This window comes from Kitasatospora sp. NPDC059648 (assembly GCF_042734825.1).
Taxonomy (GTDB): Bacteria; Actinomycetota; Actinomycetes; order Streptomycetales; family Streptomycetaceae; genus Kitasatospora.
Map to the genome: position 1 here is coordinate 45,286 of NZ_JBHWDU010000040.1, position 24,569 is coordinate 69,854.

Genomic DNA, 24,569 nt, shown 5'->3' on the forward strand with positions numbered 1-24,569 from the left:
CTTCCGTCGGGCTTGGGCCCCCCATACTACGGTAAATAAACCGTGGGGGGGTGTCCTTCACCCCCCCCCGCCCGACACCGTCCTACCCAGAACGGGGCTCTCCCGCAGACGGTGCTTCCGTCCGCAGCGTCAACCGCCGCGCTCCAGTACCCGAGCGATGACCTCTCAGCCGACGATTTCCTTGGCGCCGCGGATTCCCGAGAGGTAGGCGCCGTGGACGGTCGCGAAGGAGGACCGGTGCGTGGCCTCGCCGGCGAAGTGGACACGCTCGCCGATCCGGGCTGCGAGCTGGTCACGCATCGCCGGTGTGGAGCCGACCTTGTAGTACGAGTACGAGCCACGCGCGAAGGGGTCGGAGGCCCAGCGGCTGATCTGGAAGTCGACAGGCTGGGGGATGTCACCGCCGTACATGGTCTTCAGCGTCTCCATCGCGCCGGCGACGATGCGGTCATCGCTCCAGCCCTCGATCGTGCGGCCGAAGTCGGCGGCATTGAAGCCGAGCAGCACCGGCTGGCCGACGGCGCGGTTGAGGTTGATCCACTGCTCCCACTGCCCGTGCTTGTCCAGGTCCGGCACGTACTCCAGCCAGTCGGTGTCCGCCCAGAACACCTTGGGGAAGCGCAGATAGCACTTGTTGAGCACACCCACACCGAGCTTGTCGATCGCGGCCTGCTTGTCCGCAGGCAGCCCGGGACCGAACTTCACCGCGCCGCTCTGCAGCACACCCAGCGGCAGCGTCACCACCACATGGTCGCCCTGGAACGCACCCCTGTCGGTGGTGACCGTCACGCCCCCAGCGTCCCAGTCGATCTGCTGGACGACGTGCCCGGTCCGCACCGTCAGCCCTTGGGCCAGCAGGTCGGTGATCTGCCGGTAGCCTCCCGGGAACAGCACGTCCTTGCCGCTGATCTTCTTGTCGTTGTCGAAGTAGAGCGCCGACATGTCGTTCACGCTGCCCGCGTATTCGTGCTCGAAGTCGTTCAGCGCGAACGACACCAGGCCCCGGTCGCCATCGGCCAGCGCCGACCAGTTCAACGTGCGCTCGACCACGCTGCGCACCGAGGCGTCGTTCTGGTCCTGGTTCGACGTCAGTGCCTGTGCAGTGGCCCTGCGCCAGCGCTGAACCGCCGCCTGGGCGGCGGCGTCCGTCGGCTGGCCACTGGAGACGTAGCTGGAGACGTTCTCGGCGCTGGTCGCGACCATGCGCGCCCCGGCCGTGTTGGCCAGGTCGGTGATCGGGTTCCTGTCGGTGCCGTGGATCCACGACGCACCCATGTCGACCGGCACCCCTGGCCACTGCTCACTGGTCCAGATCCGGCCCCCGATCCGGTCACGCGCCTCCAGCAACAGGACGCTCTGCCCCTTGTCGGCCAGGTACCGTGCCGCCGCCAGACCACTGATCCCCGCACCGACGACGATCACGTCACTACGGCCGGGCAGTGCCGGCGGGACAACCCCAGCTGCGGGATCGTCGCTGTCCGCGGTGCCGAAGGCGGACAGGGAACCGATCACGGCGGCGCCGGTCAGGCCCACCCCCATGTTCGCCAGGAAACGTCGGCGTTGCATCGTCATTGGCTGTATACCGATCTTCGATGTGTGTACGGACTTCTGCGAAACGTCGGTGCGCGCTCCAGTGCGCTCGCCAACGTGCGGGAAGAGGGATCCCCCAGCCTCCGCCGGGCCGCCCCGAAGCGGTCGGATGGCAAAGGATCTGCAGACCCTGCTGTGCCCCGCGGTTCGGCTGCGAGCGCGGCAGGACGGGCGGTCAGGAGGTGTGGTGGTAGTAGGTGATGGAGACCTTGACCGGGCCGTCGTTCGTGGCGGTGGTGAGGATGCGGATGACGGCGATGTCCTGGGCGCCGTGGGAGCGGACGCAGAAGGCGCGGTCGGCGCGCAGGGTGGTGAAGGGCAGGGCGGAGGTGGGCTGTGTTTCGACGCCCTTGAGGCAGTCGGGGAGCGCGAGAGGGCCGGGAGGGGCGATGAAGGCATCGCTGTCCTCGGAGATGTAGAAGGCGCCGGGCTGGCGGGCCAGGTACCAGGAGGAGGTGTCCTGGGTGACCTTCCCGGCCTTGAGGTCGAACTCGTGGTCACGGTCGGGGGAGGTGAGTTCGAGGTTCGTGTAGACGGCGGTGTAGCCGGGGGCCGCGGACGGTGAGGCGGGGGTGGAGGTGGGGGTGGCAGACGGAGGGAGGCTGCTGGTGACGGCGGTGTTCTGCTCGGCGGAGTCGTCGAAGTATTCGGTGTAGTCGAGCAGGAAGAAGGCTGCTGCTGCGCCGATGAGGAGAGTGGCCGTCGTGACGAGTGCGGTGCGGGCTCCCCGGCGCGCGGTGGCCGCGGCTCTGCGTCTGGTCGTGGCAACCGGTTCCGGGACGGCGGGCTCCGGCTGCAGTCGGGTGGGTGCCGGGGCGGGCAGAACGCGGGCGGTCGGGGCTTCGGCCCGGGCCGGGTCGAGGACGGTGACGGACGGAACAGGTGTGGCCGGCAGGTCGGTGTGGCGGTTCAGTTCGCCGCTGACCTGCGGGGGCAACCAGCCTCGGGAGAAGCGGAGTTCGCCGCCGGTGGCGGGGTGGCTGCGGGCCGCCTCGATCAGCCAGGCTGTGCCGGGTCGGTCCTCGGGGTTCTTGGCCAGGCAGTACCGGACCAGCTCGTGCAGTCCGTGCGGCAGGCGGGAGAGGTCCGGTTCCTCGTGGACCGCCCGGTAGAGCGCGGTGGGCTCGGGCCCGTCCCCGAAGGGGGACACCCCGGAGCCGATGAAGGCGACCAGGGCACCGAGGGCGAAGACGTCGGTGGCCGGGCTGGCGGGCTGTCCAAGGGCCTGCTCGGGGGCCATGAAGCCGGGCGAGCCGATGCGCAGGCCGGTGCCGGTGAGCGGGATCGCGTCGGCGGCGCGGGCGATGCCGAAGTCGATGACACGCGGTCCGTCAGCGGCCACCAGGACGTTGCCGGGCTTGAGGTCGCGGTGGACGACGGCAGCGGCGTGGATCGCCTGCAGGGCCTCGGCGACGCCGGCGAGCAGCAGCAGGACGGTACGCTCCGGCAGCGGGCCGTGGCGCTGGACGGTCTGCTGCAGGGATGGGCCGGGTACGAAGGTGGTCGCCAGCCAGGGGGCGGCGTCGTCGGTGCCCGCGTCAACCACCTGAGCGGTGTAAAGGCTGTGGATGCGGCGCGCGCTGGCGACCTCCTGGGCGAAGCGGTGGCGGAACTCGGGGTCCTCGGCGAATTCGGGCCGGACCACCTTGAGCGCGACCGGGCGCCCTCCGGGGGTGTACGCGAGGTACACGCGGCCCATGCCGCCCGCGCCGAGCCGCGCGCACAGGCGGTAGCCGCCGACCTCGCCGGGGTCGTCCGGAGTCAGTGCCTCGAAGGCCGAGGACGACGGGGCGCCGAAGGGCTGCGCGGTCATGGGGACTCCAGCAAAGTCGTGCGGGTGGGCGGCGAGGTGTGAGGTAGCCCCGGGTGTGGGCCGTGTCCGAGATCGCAGCGGGTCGTATTCGGCCGCGGTCATTGCCTGGAGCGGGCCCATTCGACCGGTCGCGTGGATCTTGCGGCCGGTCACGGGCGTTCGGGGTGCCGCGCCGCACGCCCCCGCCGGTGCGTTCGGGGCACGCACCGGTGGGGGCTGCCGTCCCGCGGGCGTCGGGGGGGCGCCCGGCGGGGTCCTGGTGGACGAACCCCGGTCGTGTTCCCCGCCGCCCACACGACGGGGGAACAATCCGGGAATTCGTCACGCGGCTGGCGGTGTCAGCCGGCGATCTCCTTGGCCGCGCGCAGGCCCGACCGGTAGGCGCCGTGGACGGTGGCGTAGTCCTTGCGGTCCGTCGCCTCGCCGGCGAAGTGCACTCGGCCGTCCACGGCGGCCGCGAGCTGGTTGCGCATATCGGACGTGGCGCCGAGCTTGGTGAACGAGTACGAGCCGCACGCGTACGGGTCCGAGGCCCAGCGGGTGATCTGGTAGTCCGTCGGCTGGGGGATGTTGCCGCCGTAGATGGTCTTCAGGGTGCTCATGGCGCTGTCGACGATCTGGGCATCGCTCCAGCCCTCGATGGTGCGGCCGAAGTCGGCGGCGTTGAAGCCGAGCAGCACCGGTTGGCCGGTGGGGCGGGCGATGTTGATCCACTGCGCCCACTGTCCGTACTTGCCCAGGTCCGGCACATACTCCAGCCAGTCGGTGTCCGCCCAGAACACCTTGGGGAAGCGCAGGTAGCACTTGTTGAGGACACCCGTGCCGAGCTTGCCGATGGCCGTGGTCTTGTCCTTCGGCAGGCCGGGGCCGAATTTGACCGACCCGCTCTGCAGGACGCCCAGCGGCAGCGTGACCACCACGTGGTCGGCCTGGAAGGCGCCCTTGTCGGTGGTGACCGTCACGCCGCCGGAGTTCCAGTCGATCTGCTTGACGACCTGCCCGGTCTGCACCGACAGCCCCTTGGCCAGGTAGTCGGTGATCTGGTGATAACCGCCCGGGAACAGGACGTCCTTGCCCTTGATCTTGGCATCGTCGTCGAAGTACAGGGCCGACATCTGGTCGACGCTGCCCGAGTACTCGTGCTCGTAGTCGTTCAGCGCGTAGGAGACCAGGGCCTTGTCGCTGTCCGACAGCTTCGACCAGCCCAGCGCGTTCTGGACGACGCTGCGGATCGAAACGTCGTCGTCATCCTTCTTCTGGAAGGACGACAGCGCGCTCGCCGTGGCCTTCCGCCAGCGTTCGAGCGCTTGGGCCTGGGCGCCCTCGATCTCCTGGCCGCTCGCGAGGTAGTCGGTGACGCTTTCGAGGTCGGTCACCACCGTCTTCGCGCCGGCCTTCTTGGCCAGATCGGTGATCGGGTTGCCGTCGATGCCGTGGATCCACGACGCGCCGAGATCGAGCGGTGTGCCGGACCACTTCTCACTGGTCCAGATCCGCCCGCCGATGCGGTCGCGGGCTTCGAGCACGGACACGTCGTGACCCTTGTCGGCCAGGTAGCGGGCGGCGCCCAGGCCGCTGATCCCGGCCCCGACGACGATCACCTTCTTGCGCCCGGACGGGCCCGGCGTCCCGTTCCCTTCGCCGCCGCTACCCGCGCCGTCGCCGTCTTCCCCGTTGTCGCCACAGGCGGAGAGGGAGGCGAGAAGGGCGAGGCTGGGCAGTCCCAGGCCTACGCTCCGCAGGAAGTGCCGGCGGTGCATCGTCATGACTGTTGACCGATCTGCTTTCTGACACGGGCCGATACGGGGGTGTTCCGCCGAACGCACCGTCGCGTTCGCCGGGCCGCCATGGGCGGGGAAGCCGCGCAGGCGTCGAAGAGGGCACCCCGTCTGGTCGGGGACGGCCTCCTGCACCGTGGCGGACACCGACCAGCGGCAATCCGCCTCACCGGTGGAGCGAGACCGACGCAACAGAGGATACTTTGATACAGTGATGTGTCAACAGAGGCACTGGGGGCTGGCTGGTGGGTTCGCGCAGGCGGCTGTAGGTGACGGTCGTGATTCCACCGCTGAGGAGGCCCGGATTGGCGGTGGCGACCTCGGTGTCACGCCTTCGGGCCGGCCGGCGGAAGGCGGGCGTGGACGGCGAAGCCGCCGTCGGGGGTGGGGCCGTCCTCGGCCAAGGTCTGAAGCACGCCCCGCGGCGCGAGCCCCGAGACGCGGTCAGGCGGCCGCACCGTACAGCAGGATCGCGGGGATGAAGCCCGGAGCCTGGCGGGCACCCATGTAGCCCTCCATCGTCAGCTCCCACGCGGTCTCGGCCAGACCACAGAACGTCGAGGCCAGCCAGGTGGCCGGCATGTCCTTCCGTAACAGCCCGACGCCCTGGCCGCGTTCGAAGAACGCGACGGTCCGGTCGAAGATCGCGTCGGCCCGTACGCCGATCTCGGCGACGCCGAGGACGTCGGGCCGGGCATAGACGAGGTTCCACAGCTGGGCGAACGCCGGGTATTCAGCCACCAGGGCGGCGAGCACCTGTCGCACGGGGGCGGTGTCGGCCCCGGCGCGGGACAGGGCCCGGTCGCAGTCGTCGAGGATCTTCGCGGCCATGGCCTGCACCAGGTGCTGCCGGGTGGGAAACAGACGGACCAGGGTCGCCCGACTGATACCCGCCCCTTTGGCGATGACCTGCATGGACGCCGCCCGGTCCTTGGCCAGGACCGGGATCGCCCAATCCAGGACCTCCATCGCATCGGTACGCATCACCGAACCAGCTCCCCATGCCTCCATTGGCACATTGCTGCCTCAATATAGCCCCTGACGTGTCCACACCGTCATGCCGATACGGCAATGCCAGTGATGCCATCACAGCCCTGGCGGCCGGGCGGGCGGCGCCGTGCACTCGAGGGTCGGGGGCACCGCTCGCTTCGAACTCCGGGAGAGGTCAGGCGGCCGCGCCATGGAGGAGGATCGCCGTGATGAAGTCCGGAGCCTGGCGGGGACCCATGTCGCCTTCGAGGGTCAGCTCCCACGCGGTCTCGGCCAGACCACAGAAGGTCGAGGCCAGCCAGGTGGCCGGCATGTCATTGCGCAGCAGCCCGGCCTTCTGGCCGCGCTTGAAGAACTTGACGGTCCGGTCGAAGATCGCGTCGGCCCGGGCGCTGGCTTCGGGTACGCCGAGGACGTCGGGTTCGACGTAGACGAGGTTCCACAGCTGGGCGAACGGCGGGTATTCGGCGACCAGGGCGGCGAGCACCTGCTGCATGGGGTCGGTGTCGGCCTCGGCGCGGGACAGGGCCCGGTCGCAGTCGTCGAGGATCTTCGCGGCCATGGCCTGCACCAGGTGCTGGCGGGTGGGAAACAGACGGACCAGGGTCGCCCGACTGATACCCGCCCGCTTGGCGATGACCTGCATGGACGCCGCCCGGTCCTTGGCCAGGACCGGGATCGCCGAATCCAGGACCTCCGTCGCATCGGTACGCATCGCCGAGCCAACTCCCCATGCCTCTGTTGACACATTGATGCCTCAATGTATCCTCTGCAGTATCAGCCTCATTGTACTGAAGAGAGGGGTTACCGCCGTTCCCCGAGGCCTGACCTGCTCCGGATGATGCGCGGCCCTTTCGCGTCCACACCGCTTCCGCCGGGGATCCGCCCGGCGCCTGACTGGAGCACCGTCAGTCCGGCCCCGGCCGCCGCCATGTCCTCAAGGCAGCGAGTCGGCGCCTTGTGTCCGCCCCACCAGGTGCGGATGTCGGGTCACCGATGTTGCGCCGCGTGAACAGGAATGGTCCACGCGGAACATGGCCCGCACCGTGCCCATCCGTGGGCTGACCACTGGATACGTACCGCCGCGCGCAAGGCGATTCCCCGACTGGATCGGGGCCGCCGCCGGAGGCTGCGCGGCCATCTCGCCCCACGGGCAGGCCGTCGAACGCAACGGAGCGCCGTGCGGAATTCCTGTACCAGCCCGTGACAGATCGCAGATCGGTAGAACAGCCATGACGATGTACCGCCGACGTTTCCTGACGAACATGGGCCTCGGCCTAACCAGTGTGGCCGCTCTCGGCACCCTGGCCGCCTGCAGCAGCAACGCGGACGAGGACGGCCCGGCCCCAGAGGGCGCTCCGTCGGCCTCGCCCGGGTCGGCTGCGCCCGTCCGCAGCGGTGTGATCGTCATCGGTGCCGGGATCAGCGGCCTTGCCGCCGCCCGCTATCTGGCCGACAAGGGCAAGGAGGTGCTGGTGCTCGAAGCGCGCGACCGGATCGGCGGCCGGATCTGGACCAGTGAGCAGTGGTCCGGCACGCCGGTCGACCTCGGGGCGTCGTGGATCCACGGTGTCGACAAGAACCCGATCACCGACCTCGCCGCCAAGGCCGGAGCGCGGACGGTCACGACCGACCTGGAAAGCGCGACCGACTACCTCGCCACCGGCCACAAGGCCGACGCCGACGCCGAACAGGCGATCCAGCGCTGGCGCAAGGCCACCGCCCAGGCGCTGACGTCGAACCAGGACCAGAACGACGACCAGAAGGACACCTCGATGCGCAGCGTGGTCGAGCGCGCGCTGAACTGGCCGTCACTGTCCAACGACGACAAGTCGCTGGTCTCCTTCGCCCTGAACGACTTCGAGCACGAGTACGCAGGCAGCGTGAACGACATGTCCGCGCTGTACTTCGACAACGGCGCCACGATCAAGGGCAAGGACGTGCTGTTCCCGGGCGGCTACCACCAGATCACCGACCTGCTGACCAAGGGGCTGACGGTGCGGACCGGGCACGTCGTCCAGCAGATCGACTGGAATTCCGGCGGCGTGACGGTCACCACCGACAAGGGCACCTTCCTGGCCGACCACGTGGTGGTGACCCTGCCACTGGGCGTGCTGCAGAGCGGCTCGGTCAAGTTCGGACCGGGCCTGCCCGCGGACAAGCAGGCCGCCATCGACAAGCTCGGCATGGGCGTGCTCAACAAGTGCTACCTGCGCTTTCCCAAGGTGTTCTGGGCGGACACCGACTGGCTGATGTACATGCCCAACCTGGACAAGCACGGGCAGTGGGAGCAGTGGATCAACCTCAACCGCGCCGTCGGCCAGCCGGTGCTGCTCGGCTTCAACGCCGCAGACTTCGGCCGCACCATCGAGGGCTGGAGCGACGCCCAGATCGTCGCCAGCGCGGTGGAGACGCTGAAGACCATGTACGGCGGCGACATCCCCCAGCCGACGGACTTCCAGATCACCCGCTGGGCCTCCGACCCGTACGCGCGCGGCTCGTACTCGTTCTACAAGGCCGGCTCCACCCCGGGAACGCGGGACCAGCTCGCGGCCCCGGTCGGCGACCGGGTGCACTTCGCCGGCGAGGCGACGCACCGCGATTCCTCCGCGACCGTCCACGGGGCCTACCTGTCGGGAATCCGCGCAGCCAAGGAAATCGCACACTGAGGAGCCGTCCGGGGCTCCATCCCTCGTCTGCCTCGGTCTTCGAGGCGCCGACTCCGTACGGCCCGGCAAGCGCGGCTCGGCGCGGGCGGCATGGGCCGCGTCCACGTCGCGTACACCCCTGGCGGGCGTCCAATCGCCCCACTGTACGGAGAAGAATGCTCGTGAACGATCGCAGCCACTTTCCCGCCCCTGCGGTCGCCGGCTGGTTCGCCCGCGTGGCGGCTACCGCGCGCCGCCGGGGCCCGCAGGGGTGGCGGGCCGAACGGGCCGTCACCGTTCAGCCGATCGCGCCCGGGTGGACGGTCGTCACGCCAGCTGTACGAACAGCGGTGGCCGCGGTGCCGGAGGCTGCCACGGCCGTCCAGGTGCCGAAGGTGCTGCCACCGGTTCGCGTAGACCGGGAGCAACTTGAGCAGGCGGTGGTCGCGATGGTGAGGTCCGCGTGGCGGCGTACCCCGCCCGGTGCCCGGGTGCTGGTCCGTGCGGAGGTGACGGCAGTCCGGCCCGGGTGCCCGGATGTTCTGGTGGTCCAGGTGGCGGACCAGGGGCCGAACCTGGCCGGTGAGGCGAAGCATTGGATGTTCGCGGGACTGGGTAGCCCGGATGTCGGCCCGCCGGCCGCAGCATGGCAGCTGAAGGCGCCCGACGGAGGGCGGATCACGCTTGAGGACAACCCTACGGGCGGACTCGTCCGTACCCTCGTCCTCCCTGTGGCGGCTACCGGCGACGGCTCCCCGAAGTCGGATACAACGAACGAACCACAACGACGGCCGAGAAGCCCGGGGAGGCCGTTCTCCCGCGCGCACCGCATCTGACCCCGGCGGCTGACCGGGGTCTTCAGGCAGTGGACCCGATCTCGGCTTGGGCGCCCGGGTGGGCTGTGACCAGTCCTCAACTCGAAGTGCCAGCCCGCCTCTCCCCGCCGGGCCCCCAAAGGCCAAGCGCCGCATCTCCGACGTGAAATGACCAGGGCGATGGCGGCGAGTGGAAACCGAAGCCGTGCCTGCCCAACAGTCCCGGCCCGTCCAGCAGACCGTCCACTCCTGTCGGCAGCCGGTCTTCCGGCAAGCCGCCCACGCGGGCCAGTTCTGCGCGATCAAGCGGGCCTACCCACCGACCGCACACCGTGATCATCCTTGCGGCGTGTCGTCGGGCGCGTGTCCCGGCCGGTCGATCTTGCTGTGCTCCACGCCCCGCCCGGCACGCTCTGCCGACGCGCCCACCGCCCCGGCAACCCTGGACAGGCCATCACCACTTGGTTCGAGGAGGAGACCCATGGCGCAGCGTGCTCAGCGGGGCAGGGTGTACCGGCGGTGCGGGTGCAAGGACGAGAGCAGCGGCAAGCAATTGGGTCCTTGGTGTCCGCGGCTGGCCGACGATGCCGGTCATGGTCGGTGGACGTATGCGGTGGATCTGGCGCCGGAGGGCGGTAAGCGCAGGACTCGGCGGCGGGGCGGGTTCGCCAGCCGGGCGGAGGCGGCTCGGGAGATGGCGCGGGTGTTGGATGCCGAGTACCGGGGTGTGTACGAGGACCGGACGCTGCGCGTCGGGCTGCTCCTGTACGAGTGGCTGGAGTCGAAGCGCCCGGCGCTGGCCCCGAACACCTGGGCGGGCTACCGGGCGGGCATCGAGCGCGACCTGGTCCCGGCGTTCGGCGGCATGCTGCTCGTCGACCTGCGGCCCAAGCACATCGACGCCTGGGTGGGTACGCAGCTCGCCGCCGGCCGGGGCCGCACCACGGTTCACCACGCGGTAGCCATACTGGGACTCTTTTGATCACGCCTCGGACAGCCCCGCTCGTGAAAGCGCGAGGTTAGCGCCCCCGCCAAGCGAGCCGGCGCCGCCAGCCCTTCAGAGACCTCCGAGCCGACGGGTGCCGCTTCGGCCCGCTAGACCAAAGGGACGGAAGCGAGGAGGAATACGTCGTTCCTCTTCTCGATTGGCCACTCCGTACGGTCGTGCGAAGGGGGCGTAGGTGACCGATCTGAAGATGTTCCGGCTGGGTGGCGATGGTCGTGATGTCGAGCTGCGGGGTTCGACGGTGGCGCGGGAGCGGGAACTGCAGCGGCGGGCCGAGGGAGCGTTGGAGGCGATGCTGGGGGTGCGGTTCGTCGCGTCGGAGTACGCGACGGGGCCGTGGCACCAGGGGCGGATCGACACGCTGGGGCTGGACGAGAACAACGTCCCAACGGTCGTGGAGTTCAAGCGCGGTCGCGACAGCGGACTGATCGCGCAGACGATGTCGTACCTTGTGTGGCTGGCCGCGCACCGGCATGAGTTCGAGGCGCTGGTACGTAGACGGCTTGGTGCCGAGGTGGCGGAGGCGATCGACTGGCGGCGGTCTCGGGCGATCTGCGTGGCGGGCGAGTTCTCGCGCCACGACCGGGTCGCTGCTTCTGCCTACCAGCGGGATTTCCGAGTCGACTTGGTGCGCTACCGGGTCTTCGGTCCGGACCTACTGACGTTGCAGCTGGTCGAGACGGTCCCGGGCTTCACCGCCGTCGGCGCTGCGCAGGCGCAGGCCGCGCCGATGGGCGCGGCGTACGTCGAGCCGACGGCGGGTGCGGAGCCGGCGGCGTCGGGCTCGCAGGTGGAGCTGCCGGAGTGCCTGCGGGAGCTGTACGGCGAGCTTGACGAGGTGCTGACCGCGGCGGGTGAGCTGGAGGTGGTGGTGCTCAAGCACTACATCGCCTACCGGCGGATGCTGAACGTGGCGTCGGTGATCTTCCGGCCGCCGCCGTCACACCGGGCGATCCTGGTGTATCTGCGGCTGGACCCGGACACGGTGGAGCTGGAGGAGGGCTTCACGCGGGACGTGCGCGGCATCGGGCACCTGGGGACGGGTGACCTGGAGGTGCGGATCGCCTCGTCGGCGGACGTGGAGAAGGCGGTGCCGCTGATCCGCCGGGCGGTCGAGGAGTCCTGACGGACGAGGAAAGGGCGGCTGGAGCTTGGTCTCCAGCCGCCCTTTCGCGTCTGTGGCCAGTCGGCCTGGTGGTGGTTCTCATGTCACGCCTCCGGTCCGGCGAGGACGAAGTCGTCCTGCGTCAGCTCGGCTCGCAGCCGCTGTTCGGCGACGTCGGCGTAGTGGGGGCTGAGTTCGACGCCGAGGAAGTGCCGGCCTTCGCGCAGGGCGGCGACGCCGGTCGAGCCGCTCCCGGTGAAGGGGTCGAGGACGGTTCCGCCTTCGGGGCAGATCTGGACGAGCTGCTGCATGACCTCCACCGGCTTCTGGGTGATGTGGACGCGGTCCTTGCGGGGCTGGGAGGCGATGAAGTGGCCGGGCAGGTAGAGGTCCCGGCTGTTGTCGAGGGTGCCCTTGACGCCCCAGATGATGAACTCGGCGGACTGCTTGAAGCCGCCCTTGCGGGGTCGGCTGGCGGGCTTGATCCAGGGGATGGTGCCCTGCCAGGTCCAGCCGGCCATCTGGAGGGCGTCGCTGGTGGTGGGCTCCTGCCTCCAGTCGGAGAAGACCATCGCAACCGCGTGCTCGGTGCTCGCCCGGTACGCCTCGGTCAGCAGCTCGGTGAGCCAGGAGCGGTAGGAGCGCTGGTCGCGGTTCTCGCCCGGGAAGGTCTTGAGGTCGTGGGCGGAACCGGTCTGCACGTACTTGGCACGGGCGTCGCGGCTGGTGCGCTCGGAGCTGGTGCGCCCGCCCGAGTTATACGGCGGGTCGGTGATGACGGCGTTGACGGACTCGTCGGGCAGGGTCTTCAGCACGGTCAGGGCGTCGCCTCGGTGCAGCTTGTAGCTCACTGATTCCTCTTTCAGGGCAGGGGTGGGCCCGCTCCGGGCGACGCCCGGCGGCAGCCGCCGGAAGCGGGGATGCAGGGGAAGGTAGCGGCGATCGACGGCCGCACCTAACGAGCGGCTCCCTGGGGATCGGCCCTGGCCGGGGGTCGTTTGGTGCGGCCGTCTTTCGCGTCTACTGTCTCGCCATGCCAACCGGGCAGCAGGCCAACTCGGCCCGGCTCGGCGCGTGTTGATCCGTGCTGCCCCGTCCAACCGAGGCTGTCGGCGGATCGCTCTCCCCTACCCCCACCCTGAGGAGTCGACGTGTTCCGGCTGAGATTACGAGCGCGGCCGGCTGCCGCGCGTGACCCGAGACCGGCGTCCAGGAGCTACCAACTCCCGTGATCCGGGCCCGCCCTGAGCAAGGGCGGCTTCACCACCGACGCGGTGCCGGCGACTTCTTCGCACGAGAGGCCGGCACCGCGCCCTCCTACGAACCCCGCAAGGAGCCGCTGCGATGCAGCATGCCCTGGCACACCCGTGCCCTCATCCACCTCCGCCAACCGCCAGGCGCCGCCCGGGTGATCGGCGGCGGCCGTGAAGAAGACCGTCGGCACGCTCGTCGGTGTCGTCGCCTGCGGCCCACTGCTGCTCGCCCTGCCGGTGGTGATCGTCGGCGCGGGCAACGCGTCGGCCACGTCCGCCTCGTGTCCGCCGGGCGGTGGTCCACAGGGTGTGGACAGCTCCGCTGCCGCGGCGCAGGCGGAGTCGATCCTCAAGGGCTCCAGTCCACTCAGCGCTCCGAGCGTGGCAGGGCTGGACAAGCCGGACGAGCAAGTCCCCAACGCCAAGACCATCCAGGCCACCGGCGTCGCCATGCACATCCCCGTCCGCGGGCAGATCGTCGCCCTGGCGACCGCCCTGCAGGAGAGCGGACTGCGGAACGTCAACGGTGGCGACCGGGACTCCCTGGGCCTGTTCCAGCAGCGGCCCTCGCAAGGCTGGGGCACGCCGGCGCAGATCATGCAGCCGGTGTACGCCTCGACGAAGTTCTACGAGGCGCTCAACCAGGTCAGCGGCTGGCAGTCGATGACCGTCACCCAAGCCGCCCAGGCGGTGCAGAGGAGCGGCTACCCCGACGCCTACGCGAAGTGGGAGCCGCTGGCGACCGCGTTGCAGAAGGCGATCGAGCCGCTGCTCGCTCCCGCCGGCACGGCCTCGCCGCCGCCCGGAGGTAACCCGACGCCGACACCGTCCCCTTCAGCCGGCGCCACCGCGAGCCCCTCACCGGGCACCGGCAGCTGCGGGACGTCGACGACGGGCGGCGACGGCACCGACTTCGGGACCATCCCGGCCGGCTCTCTGCCGGCCGGGTACGCGATCCCGGCCGACGCGCCGCAGCAGGTCCAGACCGCGATCCGCTGGGCACTGGGCCAGTTGGGCACCCCGTACCAGTGGGGCGGGTCGTGCGCGAGCGCGCACGGGCCGGACCCGATGGGCCGGTGCGACTGCTCCTCGCTGATGCAGATGGCCTACAAGGCCGCCGGCGTCTCCCTGGAGCGGACCACCTACGCCCAGGTCAAGCAAGGCACGGCCGTGTCGACGGACGCGCTCAAGCCCGGCGACCTGCTGTTCACCCGGGGCACCGCCGCCGTGCCGGAGCACGTCGGGATGTTCATCGGCTCGGGGCTCGTAGTGCAGGCCCCCAAGACCGGTGACGTGGTCAAGATCTCGACCCTCGCCGAATGGCGGCCGGAGATCCTCGCGGCCCGCCGCGTCGTCTGACCGGCACCTCCCCCCTCCTCCCTCCTTCCCCCTCCCCGGGCTGCCTTGGCGCGCCCGAAATGCGAACTGGAGTTCTTCATGTACCTCGCGGACGCGGTCACGCAGCTCGCGTACGACCCCGGCATTACCCCCAACGAGGGTGGCCTGCCTGGCCTTTCGGTGCTCAAGCAGGTGATGGGCTCGATCAACTTGTTCGGGATCATCGCGATTGTCGGGGCGCTCGCGGTGAGCGCCGGGGTGTGGGCCTGGGGCCACCACTCCGGCGGCCACCAGGCCGAGGCCAATGGCAAGAAGGGCGTGCTGGTCAGCGCGGGCGCCGCGCTGTTGATCGGCGCGGCGAACGGCATCGTGGCGTTCTTCTCCGGGCTGGGCGGCCAGGTTCACTGATGCAGAAGCGTTCCTTCACTCGTGAAGGCGTGTCCGGCGGCGCATCGCGCGTGCGCCGCCGGGCGCTGCTCGGCCTGGTGGTCCTGGTGGCCCTCATGGTCCTGGCCGGCGCGCTCGCCTACTTCACCCGCGGCACCCGTTTCGCGCCCAACGCTGCTTCACGCGTGTCGAGTTCGCCAACAGCTGCCGCTCCGGCCGTGTCCGCGTCGGCGGGGCCGAAGGACGGTGCCGCTTCGCTGCCGGGTCCTCCGTCGACGCACGATCCGATCGCGTACGCGAAGGCGGCGGCGGTCGGGCTGTGGTCGTACGACACCCGCTCGTACTCGCAGCCGGAGCTGGTGGCCGGCCTCCACCGCTGGCTGACGCCCGAAGAAAGTTACGCCGACGCCGACTCGGTGGACCGCCTGGTGCCCTCGCCGCTGCTGTGGGGACGGATGGCCGACTCCGGCCAGTTCGCCACCGCGACGGCGGACGATGCGCATTTCCCGGACTCGTTCACCAGGGCGCTGCGGGCCGATCCGGGGGCGATCAAGCAGGCGTACATCTACGCCGTCACCGTGACCGGCAAGCAGTCGATCTCCTGGAACGGTGCCCCGCAGGGCGGGGCCGAGGACCGCTCGTCCACCCTCGCCGTCCAGTGCCGCCCCGACCGTCCCTGCGCTCTGGTCGGTGTGCTGCCGACCGTCTCGCCCTGACCCGAGGAAGGAGGTTCCTCTCATGGATGTCTGCAACATCCCGATGATCAACCAGGTCTGCGACGCGGTCGACGCGATCAACTTCGTCTCGGACCCGGGCAAGAGCATCACCGACGGCATTGGCGCGTGGATCACGAAGTCGATGACGGAGCTGGCGACCAGCGCCGTCAACCTCGCCTCGCGAGCGGTCGACCAGACCACGGCCATCGACCTGAACGCCCCCTGGTTCAGGAGCAATTACCAGCTCATCCTGCCGATCGGACTGGTCCTGACCGTCGGTACGTTCTGCGCGCAGCTGATCCTGGCCGCCTGGCGCAGGGACGACCGGGCCCTGGCCCGTGCGGCCTGGGGCACCATGACCGGTGTCCTGTTCTCGTTCTGCGCGATCTCGTTCACCGCCGTGGCGGTGACCGTGGTCGATGCCCTGTCCGCCGGGCTGTTCAAGGCGGCGGGCACGTCGTTGGAGGACGCGATCCGGCGGATCATCAAGGTGTCCGAGCTCGGCTTCATGTACGGGCTCGGCTGGGCGATCCCAGCCCTGGTCGCCGTCGGATGCGCGATCGGCGCGTTCCTGTACTGGGGCGTGATGGTGGCCCGCAAGGTCGGCGTCCTGATCATGGTCGTGCTCGCCAGCTTCGCCGGGGCCGGCGGCGGCTGGGAGGTGGCCCAGCGCTGGCGGCGCGGCTGGATCGAGGCCACCGCCACCCTGGTGGTCTCCAAGCTGCTGATGACCGTCGTGTTCATCACCGGCGTCTCCGCGATCGGCGACTCCGACGCCAAGGACGGGATGGCCGCCCTCTCGGACGTCATGGCCGGTGTCGTGATCATGGTGCTCGTCCTGATGTGCCCTTACGCCGTCTACAAGTTCATCCACTGGGCGACCGACGGCTCCGGTCACGACGACATGCACCGCACCGGTGTCGCCGGCATGGCCGTGGCCGCTGGTGCCGCGAAGACCGCTGCCGGCCTCGCGATGCAGGTGGGTACCGGTGTCCCGGCCCCGCAGGGCCCCAGCCAGGTCCCGGGGATGGACGGCGGCGGAGTCTCCTCCGGCATCGACCCGACCGGACGGGTCAGCAAGGAGGGCATCGACGCCGGGCCCGAGCAGCAGCCGACGAAGTTCCGCTTCGGCGAGGACCCGAGCGCGCCCGGCGACCGCGGACGCGCCCTGGTCACCCGACCCGGCATCCCGGCCCTGATCACCCGGGCATCCTCCGGCGGCAGGGAGGGCCAGCCGATGTCCGGCGGCCAGGAGGAGCCGGTCGCCCCGAGCATCCGGAGCGCTGCGGAGGGCTCGGCCGCGCCGTCCGCACCTGGCGCTCCCCCAGCACCGCCCGCGATGAGCGCACCTGCGCCGAGCGGGGCCTCTGCTCCTGATCCGGTCCGGTTCGTCTACCCGAACCGGCCGAGCAACCCCGGTTCCTGACCGGCACCCCCTCCCTGGGGCGGGCGGCGGCCCGCCGCCCGCCCCAGGCCCCACGACCAGCAAAGGAGTCCCTGCGATGACGTCCAGAAGAGTGCCGCGCCCCCGCCCGCCGCCCGCACTCTCACCCCTCTGGAACCCCGATGTCCTCCTCGACGCCCGACACCACCCCTGCGTCCGTCAAGTTCCCCCACCGCTCCAAGCGCGGCATCCTGCTCGGCCTAAGCGCCCCACAGCTGATCACGACCGCCGCCGCCGGCCTGCTCCTGCTCGCCGTCCTCACCACCCGGGGCGTCACCGGCGCCCTCGAGTTCCTGCCCGTCTGGGGCGTGATAGCCCCGTTCGTGTTCGTCCGCTACCGCGGCCGTACCCTCGCCGACTGGGCTCCGATCGCCGCCCGCTACGCGCTGCGCCGGTTCCGCGGACAGCTCATCTGGCTCATCCGTCCCTCCTCTCGGCCGGTGCGCGAGGGCCTGCTCCACCTGCCCGGCAGCGCGGCCAGCCTGCGCGTGGTCACCGCCCCCGACCGCCGCTACGGCGCCGTCCACGACCCGCACGCCGGCACCCTCACCGCGATCGTGAAGGTCAGCAGTCGCGCCTACGCCCTCCTGGACCCCGGCACCCAGAACGCCAACGTCGCAGGGTGGGGGCGCGCGCTGGCGGCGCTCGCCCGTACCGGCCAGGTCACCCGGATCCAGGTGATCGAGCGGACCGTGCCCGACTCCGGCGACGGGCTTCGCCGCCACTGGGAGGAGCACGGGAAGCCTGATGCGCCGCTCGCGGGAGCCCTCTACGGCGAGCTGATCCAGAACGCGGGCCCGGCCAGCGCCCCGCACGAGGCATACGTAGCCATCGCCCTCGACTTCAAGGCCGCCAAACGCCTGATCACGCAGGCCGGCGGCGGCCTGACCGGCGGCTTCGCGGTCCTCGCCCAGCTGACCAGCTCCTTCGAGCAATCCGCCCGCACCTCCGGCCTCAACCCGACCGGCTGGCTGAACGCCGGCGAGATCGCCGCCGTCGCCCGAACCGCCTACGACCCCAAGTCCCGTGCCGCGCTGGACCGCTGGTCCGAGGACGGGCGCCCGGCCGCCGACCCTGCCGCCGCCGGCCCCGTGGTCGTCCTGGAGAAGGCCGACCACATCTCGACGGACTCCGCCCACCACTCCACCTACTGGGTGGAGAACTGGCCCCGTACCCAGGTCAACCCGGGCTTCCTGCACCAGGTGCTCTTCGCCTCCGGTGTGCGCCGCACCGTCTCCCTGGCCTACGAGCCCAAGGACATCGACTCCGCGATGCGCGACGTACGCCGCAAGAAGGCCAGCGTGATCGCCGACTCGGCCGAGCGCGCCCGCAAGGGACAGGTCGCCTCCGAAGCCGACTCGGTGGAGTACCAGGACATCCAGGACCGCGAGCGCCAGCTGATCGCCGGGCACGCCGACGTCGCCCTCACCGGCCTGCTGACCGTCTCGGCCGACACCGAGGACGAACTGCGCTCCGCCTGCGCCGTGGTGGAGACCGCGGCCGTCGGCGCCCAGCTCGACCTGCGCCCGCTCACCTGGCAGCAGGCCGAGGCGTTCACCGCCTCTGCCCTGCCCTTCGCCCTCGCCGCCTGATGCCGGCCCGTCCCGAATCCGAAAGAGCACCCCTGATGCCGGCCACCACCGCCACCGCGCAGGACTTCGTCCCCTACGCGACCGCCGCGATCGACTTCCACCGCGCGCTCAACATCCCCACCGGGCCGCTGGTCGCCTCCCGCTCCGAACTCGACGCGCTTCATGAGCACTTGGTCGCGCTGCACGGCCTGCTCGACGCGCACACCCAGCGCACCTCGCCGCTGCTGCCCGGGGAGGGCGACCACCTCAAGGCCGCCCGCATCCGCCTGTGGCAGGCCGCCGACCACCTCCACGCCGCCTACCACGCAGCTCCCCGGCCAGGCACCGGCGAAGTTCCCAGCCCGGACGCGTGCCGCGCCCGTCTGCCCGAGGGCGCCCCGGAGCTGACCATCTGCCGCCGCCATCAGGAGACAGCTCAGCTGGTGCGCCGACGCACCACCTCCGCCGACCTGCACTCCCCGTTCACCGGCCTCGTCCGTCGCTGAACCCCGACCACCCCGGATTCGTGATCATGCCCAGGAACCGCGCCACCGCCTCCCACCTGTTCGTCCCGCGCAAGAGCACCCGCGCCCAGCAGCGCGCCGCCCGCGCCGAGTTCGCCGAAGCCCGCACCAAGGCCCGCTCCGCCCAGGCCCCGGCCAAGCGCCGCGAGCACGAGGGCGCCGACCCCGAACTCCAGCCCACCTACCCCGCCGCCGGCAGGCCCGGCCCCGCCTCCGCCCGCGTCGCCAAGCTCCGCCTCCCCAAGCACCGCATGACCACCGCCGTCGCAGGCGGCGCCTACCCCTTCCTCGCCGAGGCCGGCCTCGGCGCCGAGGGCATCTTCATCGGCCGCGACCTCCACGCCGAAGGCTCCTTCTGCTACGACCCGTTCGCGCTCTACAACTCCGGCCGAATAGAGGGGTTCACGAACCCGAACGCGATCCTGTGCGGCGTCATCGGCATGGGCAAGAGCGCGCTCGCCAAGTCGATCGCGACCCGCGCCATCGCCCACGGATACAAGATCTACGTACCGAGCGACCCGAAGGGTGAGTGGTCCGGCCTGGCCGAGGCACTCGGCGGTCAGACCATCGCGCTCGGCCCTGGCCTGCCGGGACGGCTGAACCCGCTGGACACGCCGCAGCGGCCAGACGGAGTGAGCGAGGAAGACTGGACCGGCGAGGTCCGCAAGCGCCGCCTGCTCCTCCTGGCGAGCCTCGCGGCCACCGTACTCAAGCGCGATCTGCTGCCCATGGAGCACACCGGCCTGTCCGCCGCCCTGGACCTGGCCGTCACCGACGCCACCGCGAACGGCACCGTGCCGCTGCTCGGCGACATCGCCCGCCTCCTCGGTACCCGCGAGCGCCTGGACGCGACCCTCGGCAACGAGGGGCGGATCGGCCACGCCGCCGACGACCTCGCCCACGCCCTGCGCCGCCTGGTCAGCGGCGACCTGTCCGGGATGTTCGACGCGCCGTCCACGGTGACCTTCGACGCGGACGCCCCGATGCTCTCCATCGACCTGTCCCGCCTGGGCAGCAGCGGCGACGACACCGCCCTCGTCCTCGCGATGACCTGCGCCTCGGCCTGGATGGAGGCCGCGCTCGCCGACCCCTCCGGCGGCAGGCGATGGGTGATCTACGACGAGGCGTGGCGAATCATGCGCCATCTCGGCCTGCTCGAGCGCATGCAGCAGCAGTGGAAGCTCAGCCGTGGCCTCGGTATCGCCAACCTGCTGATCCTGCACCGGCTTTCCGACCTGCTGTCCGCAGGCGACGCCGGATCGCGCGGGCGCGTCCTCGCCGAGGGCCTGCTCGCCGACTGCTCCACCCGGATCATCTACCGCCAGGAACCCGACCAGATCCCCGCCGCCATGAGTCTGCTCGGCCTCACCGGCGTCGAAGCCCAGGCCATCGCCGCCCTCAGCCGCGGCCGGGGCCTGTGGAAGGTCGCCGGCCTGAGCTTCATCGTGCAGCACCTCCTCCACCCGCGCGAACGCCAGCTCTACGACACCGACTTCCGCCTCGCCGCCTGAGATAGGCACTCCTGCCGTGTCCTACAACGACAACACGTCCTACCTCGACCACTCCCACCTCAAGCCTGCCGACTTCGCCGCGCTCGCCACCTCCCCCACCTCCATCCGTACCCTCACCGGCCACCCGGCCGAGGCCGCTCTCGCCGCAGCCCCCGGCGTCGTCCATTCCACTGAGCCCCGCCGCCCCGCACGGAAGGTGCCCGTCATGTCTCGCCCGACCAGACCTTTCCCATCCCCGCGCCCCTCACCGTCCGTACCGCGAAGCGGAGTTCCACCGTGCCTGCCCCCGATCCCAGCCAGCTGCCCGAAGTTGCCATCGGGCGTCACCCCGACCACGGCATCATCGCCGCTCTCCCCACCCAGTCGGCCGCCGCCGAGTGGATGCTGGAACGCCTCGAGTTCCAGCGGATTCCCGGCCACCCCAGCCTGTTCGCGCTCGCCGATCAGCAGCGCGAGGCTGATGCGCGCGCCGCCTGGGCCGCCAAGCTCCTCACCGGCACCGGCTACCGCGTCGACACCGACATGTCCCTGGCCCCGGCGAACACCATCCAAGCGCCACCGGTCCTTGCGCACACCGGTGTTGACGAGCCCGAGAACAACCGACAGCCCGCTCCGGAGCCGGACATCGCCTTCGCCGAACACCCCCGGCTCGGGATCGTCGCCGCCACCGCCGACACGGTCAACGCGGTCGAGCGCGGCGGAAAAATCCTCGAAGCCCACGGCTGGCAGTACAACCACGTGCTCGACGTCTACACCCTTCCTGCCGCCGTCGGCCGGGGCGACTCACTGGAGCACCTGGCTTCCGCAACCACGGCCATACACCGTGCCGGCGACCTGCGCGTGGCCGTGGAACCGCAGCTCGCCTCAGACGTCGCCGCCCACCGCGCCACGACCCACCAGGCGTTCACCACGCGCAAGTTCCGCGTCGACGAGGCCGTCCTCGCCGCCGCACCCTCCCGGCCGCGCGCCATCGCGGCGCCTGCCGTCCCGCCTCCGGCGGCCGTCGATCCGCGCATCGCCTTCGCGCGTGCTCGCTGACCACCACCCCGATACCAAGGAGCAGCACAGAAATGGCTGTGAAGAAGATCTGGAAGATCACCCACTCGTGCGGGCACGAGGCGGAACGGAACCTCGGCGACCGCCCGGCCGACCGCCGGGCCGGGTTCGCCGAGTGGCTGGCCAAGCAGGACTGCACCGACTGCTGGCGCTCGGCGAAGGCCGGCGACGAGGCGGAGAAGGCGGCGTGGTTGGAGGCCAAGCGGGCGGCCGAGCAGGCCGAATCGGACGTCTGGTCCGAGCAGTACCGGATGCCGCCGCTGGAGGGCACCGAGAAGGGCACTGCCTGGGGCACCCGCTGCCGCCACCAGGTTCTCGCCGCCTCCTACGCCGCGCTGGTCCTGGACGGCGGGATGCCGGAGTCCGTGTGGGAGCGGATCGAGGACCAGGCCCGCACCATCACCCGTGCCGGTTGGTGGATCGACCAGCGCACCTCCGAACCCGGGGACCTGCCCGAGCTGCTGGATGCCGCGACGGATGCCGACCGGCCGACGGAGAACCCTTTCGTGTGACCCGCAGGCGGTGCCCGGCGGCAGGCCTCTAGGGCGAGTATCGGGTCGTGATCAATTTGTGGGTTTTACCCTCGGGGTGGAGCCTGATGCGGTAGGTCATGTTGCGTGACGCGAGTGCAACTGACAGATGCGGAGTGGGAGTTCATCGAGCCGTACCTGCCGATCGGCGAGTACGGCCCGTATCCGGAGCGGCTGCGGCAGCAGTTCGAGGGCGTGATCTGGCGGTTCAGGACCGGAGGGCAGTGGCGGGAGATGCCGACGGAGTTCGGCTCGTGGTCGACCGTCTCCAACCGCTTCCGGCAATGGCGTGACGCGGGCGTCTTCGAAGCCCTGCTGGAGGGCGCGATCGCGGAGGCCGCGAGGCGGGGCGAGGTGGACTTGTCGCTGGTCAGCGTGGATTCCACCACCGTTCGGGCCCACCACGACGCCGCCGGGATGCACCTGCGCCCCGACGCCCTGTCGGCCCTGGAGAAGGCCGCAGACGAGGCGGAGAAAGCCCGGCAAAAAGGGGCGGCCCGGAGGAACAAGACGGACAGGACACCGCAGATGACCCAGAACGCGAAGAACGACGACGTACCCGGCGGCGGCGCAAGCTCCGTCTGAAGGCCGCCCTGCTCGGACGCTCCAGAGGCGGGCAGACCAGCAAGATCCATGTCGCCGGTGAACGGAAGTGCCGACCGCTGGTGTTCGTGCTCACCGAGGGGCAGGCCGCCGACAGCCCGCAGTTCATCCCCGTGCTCAAGAAATTACGGGTTCGCGGGCCGGTCGGCCGTCCCCGCACCCGGCCCGACGCGGTCGCCGGGGACAAGACATCCCACGCGGATAAGCGTCAAGCGGCTGCTGCTCTGGGCCCTGCGAATGCCTCCGGGAAGGCGACTGCTTCGTCGTAGGTGTGACCGTTCTGGAGGCAGTGGAACAGCATGCCCATGAACCGATTGAAGAGGTTCCGTTGTGCTGCCACGTGACGATCGCCGGCTGCCCGCCGCCGGTCGTAGTGGGCTCTGGCACCTGGCGACCTGGTGAGAGCGCCGAAAGCCCAGACGTAGCCGACGGCGGCCAGTCTCTGGTTCTTGACCTTCCGGCTCATGACCTTGCAGCTCTTGCCGCTGGCTCTGGTGACCGGGGCGCTTCCCGCGTAGGCCTTGAGCGATCCGGCGGTGGCGAAGCGGGTCCGGTCGTCGCCGATCTCCGCCAGGACCCGGGCGCCGGTCAGTGCGGCGAGACCCGGAAAGCTACGGATGACCGGCGCGTCCGGATGCTCCTCGAAGGCCTGCGTGACGGCTTCTTCGAGCTGGTCCGCGTTGTCGCAGGCAGTGTTCAGCTGCCTGAGCAGAGCGGAAGTCTGATGTCCGAGAGCCGCCTCGACCTGCGGGAGCTGGTGAAGGTACTCGCGGCCGAAGACCTCGTGGAGCCGTTCGGCTTCGGCCTGGATGCCGCGGACGCGGCCGGCCTGCTTCAGCAGCGACTGCAGACGCCGCCGGGTCAGCTTCGCGGCCATGGCGGGGGTCGGTGCTGCGGCCAGGATGCTGCGGGCCTCTCTCGAGCGCAGGCCTTGCTTGTGCTGGGCGAAGGCGTCGAGGATTGCCGGATAGAACTCTCTGAGCTGGGACCGAAGCTTGTTGTGGGCCTGGCCGCGGCCCCAGACGGCGTCCTGCTGGGCTCGGGCGAGCACCGCGATGGCCTGGACGAGCTCGGAGTCCGCTGGCAGCGGGCGGTGGGCGGCCATGTCGGTTCGCAGGATGTTGGCCAGGACCGCGGCGTCGACGGCGTCCGACTTCTTACGGGCGACGGAGTGGCGGTCCCGGTAGCGGGCGACCGCCAGCGGATTGATCGCGAAGACCGGTCGGCCGGTGGACCGCAGGCAGGCGACAAGCAGTCCGCGTGATGTCTCGATCGCTACCGGGATCGGGGTGTCCTCGTTGTCACCGTGCTCAGCCAGCAGAGACGCGAACTGGGCAAACCCTGCGGCATCGTCGCTGATCCGAACCTTGGCGATCTGCTGTCCACCCGCGTCGACCAGCGCGATGTCGTGGTGATCTTCGGCCCAGTCCACCCCGCAGAACACTGGCGTCGGTAACCCGGTGATCTCCATCCGGCCCTCCTTCGTGACGACTCTCTTCTCAGGTCAGAGCCTGTGCAGGGTGCGCGTGCTCCCTAATGGAAGTGCTCAAGGCACGTCATCCCACCAGCCGTTCGCAACCCCAGCGAGTCACACGGCCCTCGGTCCGCGTCAGAGCTGAAAGCTCAAGGCAGAGCTGAGAGGTGATCCGCGCAACCGGCTCGGACTACGAACACTCCTGCCCCGTCTGAAGGGCGCGAGTCGGCCTCGTCTTGTCAACAGGGCTCTCAGGCCCGGGCATACTCAAAGGCTCAGCTCGCGCCCATGAAGGTCAAACCCGCCGACCTTCGCCTCCCATTAGTACTGCAACCGCACTTGATCATGGTTGACTTGGCGAGTGGTTGATCTTGGGGTGGGGCAGGTCGAGGAGTGGAAGGCGGCGCTGGCGGGGTT

20 protein-coding genes and 2 pseudogenes are annotated in these 24,569 nt (G+C 70.4%); 15 read left to right on the forward strand and 7 right to left on the reverse strand.

Features of this window, described 5'->3' with window-relative positions:
• Window positions 1-165 precede the first annotated feature (165 nt).
• The 5 genes from ACFV1W_RS23125 to ACFV1W_RS23145 all read right to left on the reverse strand — a co-directional run bounded on the left by ACFV1W_RS23125 (window position 166) and on the right by ACFV1W_RS23145 (window position 6,886).
• Window positions 166-1,566 (reverse strand): flavin monoamine oxidase family protein, encoded by a 1,401-nt coding sequence (locus tag ACFV1W_RS23125; RefSeq protein WP_380419110.1) that lies wholly within the window; start codon window positions 1,564-1,566, stop codon window positions 166-168.
• Between the two features lie 199 nt (window positions 1,567-1,765).
• Window positions 1,766-3,403 (reverse strand): serine/threonine-protein kinase, encoded by a 1,638-nt coding sequence (locus ACFV1W_RS23130; protein ID WP_380419111.1) that lies wholly within the window; start codon window positions 3,401-3,403, stop codon window positions 1,766-1,768.
• Window positions 3,404-3,741: 338 nt separating this feature from the next.
• Window positions 3,742-5,169 (reverse strand): flavin monoamine oxidase family protein, encoded by a 1,428-nt coding sequence (locus ACFV1W_RS23135; RefSeq protein ID WP_380419112.1) that lies wholly within the window; start codon window positions 5,167-5,169, stop codon window positions 3,742-3,744.
• Window positions 5,170-5,625: 456 nt separating this feature from the next.
• Window positions 5,626-6,168 (reverse strand): TetR/AcrR family transcriptional regulator, encoded by a 543-nt coding sequence (locus ACFV1W_RS23140; protein WP_380419113.1) that lies wholly within the window; start codon window positions 6,166-6,168, stop codon window positions 5,626-5,628.
• Window positions 6,169-6,346: 178 nt separating this feature from the next.
• Complete coding sequence (locus ACFV1W_RS23145; RefSeq protein ID WP_380419114.1) at window positions 6,347-6,886, reverse strand: TetR/AcrR family transcriptional regulator; 540 nt, start codon at window positions 6,884-6,886, stop codon at window positions 6,347-6,349.
• A gap of 550 nt (window positions 6,887-7,436) precedes the next feature.
• On the opposite strand from ACFV1W_RS23145, the gene ACFV1W_RS23150 reads away from it, so the two are divergent.
• The 5 genes and pseudogenes from ACFV1W_RS23150 to ACFV1W_RS23170 all read left to right on the forward strand — a co-directional run bounded on the left by ACFV1W_RS23150 (window position 7,437) and on the right by ACFV1W_RS23170 (window position 11,766).
• A complete protein-coding gene (locus ACFV1W_RS23150) occupies window positions 7,437-8,840 on the forward strand; it encodes an FAD-dependent oxidoreductase (RefSeq protein WP_380419115.1) in 1,404 nt (467 codons plus the stop codon).
• Window positions 8,841-9,001: 161 nt separating this feature from the next.
• Window positions 9,002-9,655: a hypothetical protein gene (locus ACFV1W_RS23155; protein WP_380419116.1), complete on the forward strand. Its 654-nt coding sequence runs from the start codon at window positions 9,002-9,004 to the stop codon at window positions 9,653-9,655.
• 460 nt (window positions 9,656-10,115) lie between these two features.
• A pseudogene (locus tag ACFV1W_RS23160) lies at window positions 10,116-10,328 on the forward strand (Arm DNA-binding domain-containing protein); the annotation flags it as partial.
• Window positions 10,329-10,616, forward strand: a complete 288-nt coding sequence (locus ACFV1W_RS23165) for an N-terminal phage integrase SAM-like domain-containing protein (protein ID WP_380419130.1) — start codon at window positions 10,329-10,331, stop codon at window positions 10,614-10,616.
• A gap of 199 nt (window positions 10,617-10,815) precedes the next feature.
• Window positions 10,816-11,766: a hypothetical protein gene (locus ACFV1W_RS23170; protein WP_380419117.1), complete on the forward strand. Its 951-nt coding sequence runs from the start codon at window positions 10,816-10,818 to the stop codon at window positions 11,764-11,766.
• A gap of 83 nt (window positions 11,767-11,849) precedes the next feature.
• Here the strand turns inward: ACFV1W_RS23170 and ACFV1W_RS23175 are convergent, their stop codons facing one another.
• Window positions 11,850-12,596 (reverse strand): DNA-methyltransferase, encoded by a 747-nt coding sequence (locus tag ACFV1W_RS23175; protein WP_380419118.1) that lies wholly within the window; start codon window positions 12,594-12,596, stop codon window positions 11,850-11,852.
• A 573-nt stretch (window positions 12,597-13,169) separates the two neighbouring features.
• Here ACFV1W_RS23175 and ACFV1W_RS23180 point away from each other — a divergent pair.
• The 10 genes and pseudogenes from ACFV1W_RS23180 to ACFV1W_RS23225 all read left to right on the forward strand — a co-directional run.
• On the forward strand, window positions 13,170-14,357 hold the full coding sequence (locus tag ACFV1W_RS23180) for a C40 family peptidase (RefSeq protein ID WP_380419119.1): 1,188 nt from the start codon (window positions 13,170-13,172) through the stop codon (window positions 14,355-14,357).
• A 78-nt stretch (window positions 14,358-14,435) separates the two neighbouring features.
• Window positions 14,436-14,744 carry a DUF6112 family protein gene (locus ACFV1W_RS23185; RefSeq protein WP_360462222.1) on the forward strand — a complete coding sequence of 103 codons (309 nt, stop codon included), beginning with the start codon at window positions 14,436-14,438 and terminating at the stop codon, window positions 14,742-14,744.
• Window positions 14,744-15,439, forward strand: a complete 696-nt coding sequence (locus tag ACFV1W_RS23190) for a hypothetical protein (protein ID WP_380419120.1) — start codon at window positions 14,744-14,746, stop codon at window positions 15,437-15,439. The genes ACFV1W_RS23185 and ACFV1W_RS23190 overlap by 1 nt, the downstream gene beginning before the upstream one ends.
• Window positions 15,440-15,461: 22 nt before the next feature.
• On the forward strand, window positions 15,462-16,865 hold the full coding sequence (locus ACFV1W_RS23195) for an ATP-binding protein (RefSeq protein WP_380419121.1): 1,404 nt from the start codon (window positions 15,462-15,464) through the stop codon (window positions 16,863-16,865).
• A gap of 140 nt (window positions 16,866-17,005) precedes the next feature.
• Window positions 17,006-18,475 carry an SCO6880 family protein gene (locus ACFV1W_RS23200; protein ID WP_380419122.1) on the forward strand — a complete coding sequence of 490 codons (1,470 nt, stop codon included), beginning with the start codon at window positions 17,006-17,008 and terminating at the stop codon, window positions 18,473-18,475.
• Between the two features lie 35 nt (window positions 18,476-18,510).
• On the forward strand, window positions 18,511-18,960 hold the full coding sequence (locus ACFV1W_RS23205; protein ID WP_380419123.1) for a DUF6238 family protein: 450 nt from the start codon (window positions 18,511-18,513) through the stop codon (window positions 18,958-18,960).
• A gap of 26 nt (window positions 18,961-18,986) precedes the next feature.
• On the forward strand, window positions 18,987-20,489 hold the full coding sequence (locus ACFV1W_RS23210; protein ID WP_380419124.1) for an ATP-binding protein: 1,503 nt from the start codon (window positions 18,987-18,989) through the stop codon (window positions 20,487-20,489).
• A gap of 276 nt (window positions 20,490-20,765) precedes the next feature.
• The gene (locus tag ACFV1W_RS23215) at window positions 20,766-21,527 is read left to right on the forward strand and encodes a hypothetical protein (RefSeq protein WP_380419125.1); all 762 of its coding nucleotides are present in this window, start codon (window positions 20,766-20,768) and stop codon (window positions 21,525-21,527) included.
• Between the two features lie 32 nt (window positions 21,528-21,559).
• Entirely contained in the window at window positions 21,560-22,057 is a 498-nt protein-coding gene (locus tag ACFV1W_RS23220) for a hypothetical protein (RefSeq protein WP_380419126.1), read from the forward strand.
• 105 nt (window positions 22,058-22,162) lie between these two features.
• Window positions 22,163-22,866, forward strand: a pseudogene (locus ACFV1W_RS23225) (transposase); the annotation flags it as partial.
• A gap of 20 nt (window positions 22,867-22,886) precedes the next feature.
• Here the strand turns inward: ACFV1W_RS23225 and ACFV1W_RS23230 are convergent.
• Window positions 22,887-24,149, reverse strand: coding sequence for an IS110 family transposase (locus tag ACFV1W_RS23230; protein WP_380419127.1), 1,263 nt, complete (start codon window positions 24,147-24,149; stop codon window positions 22,887-22,889).
• Window positions 24,150-24,569: the final 420 nt, after the last annotated feature.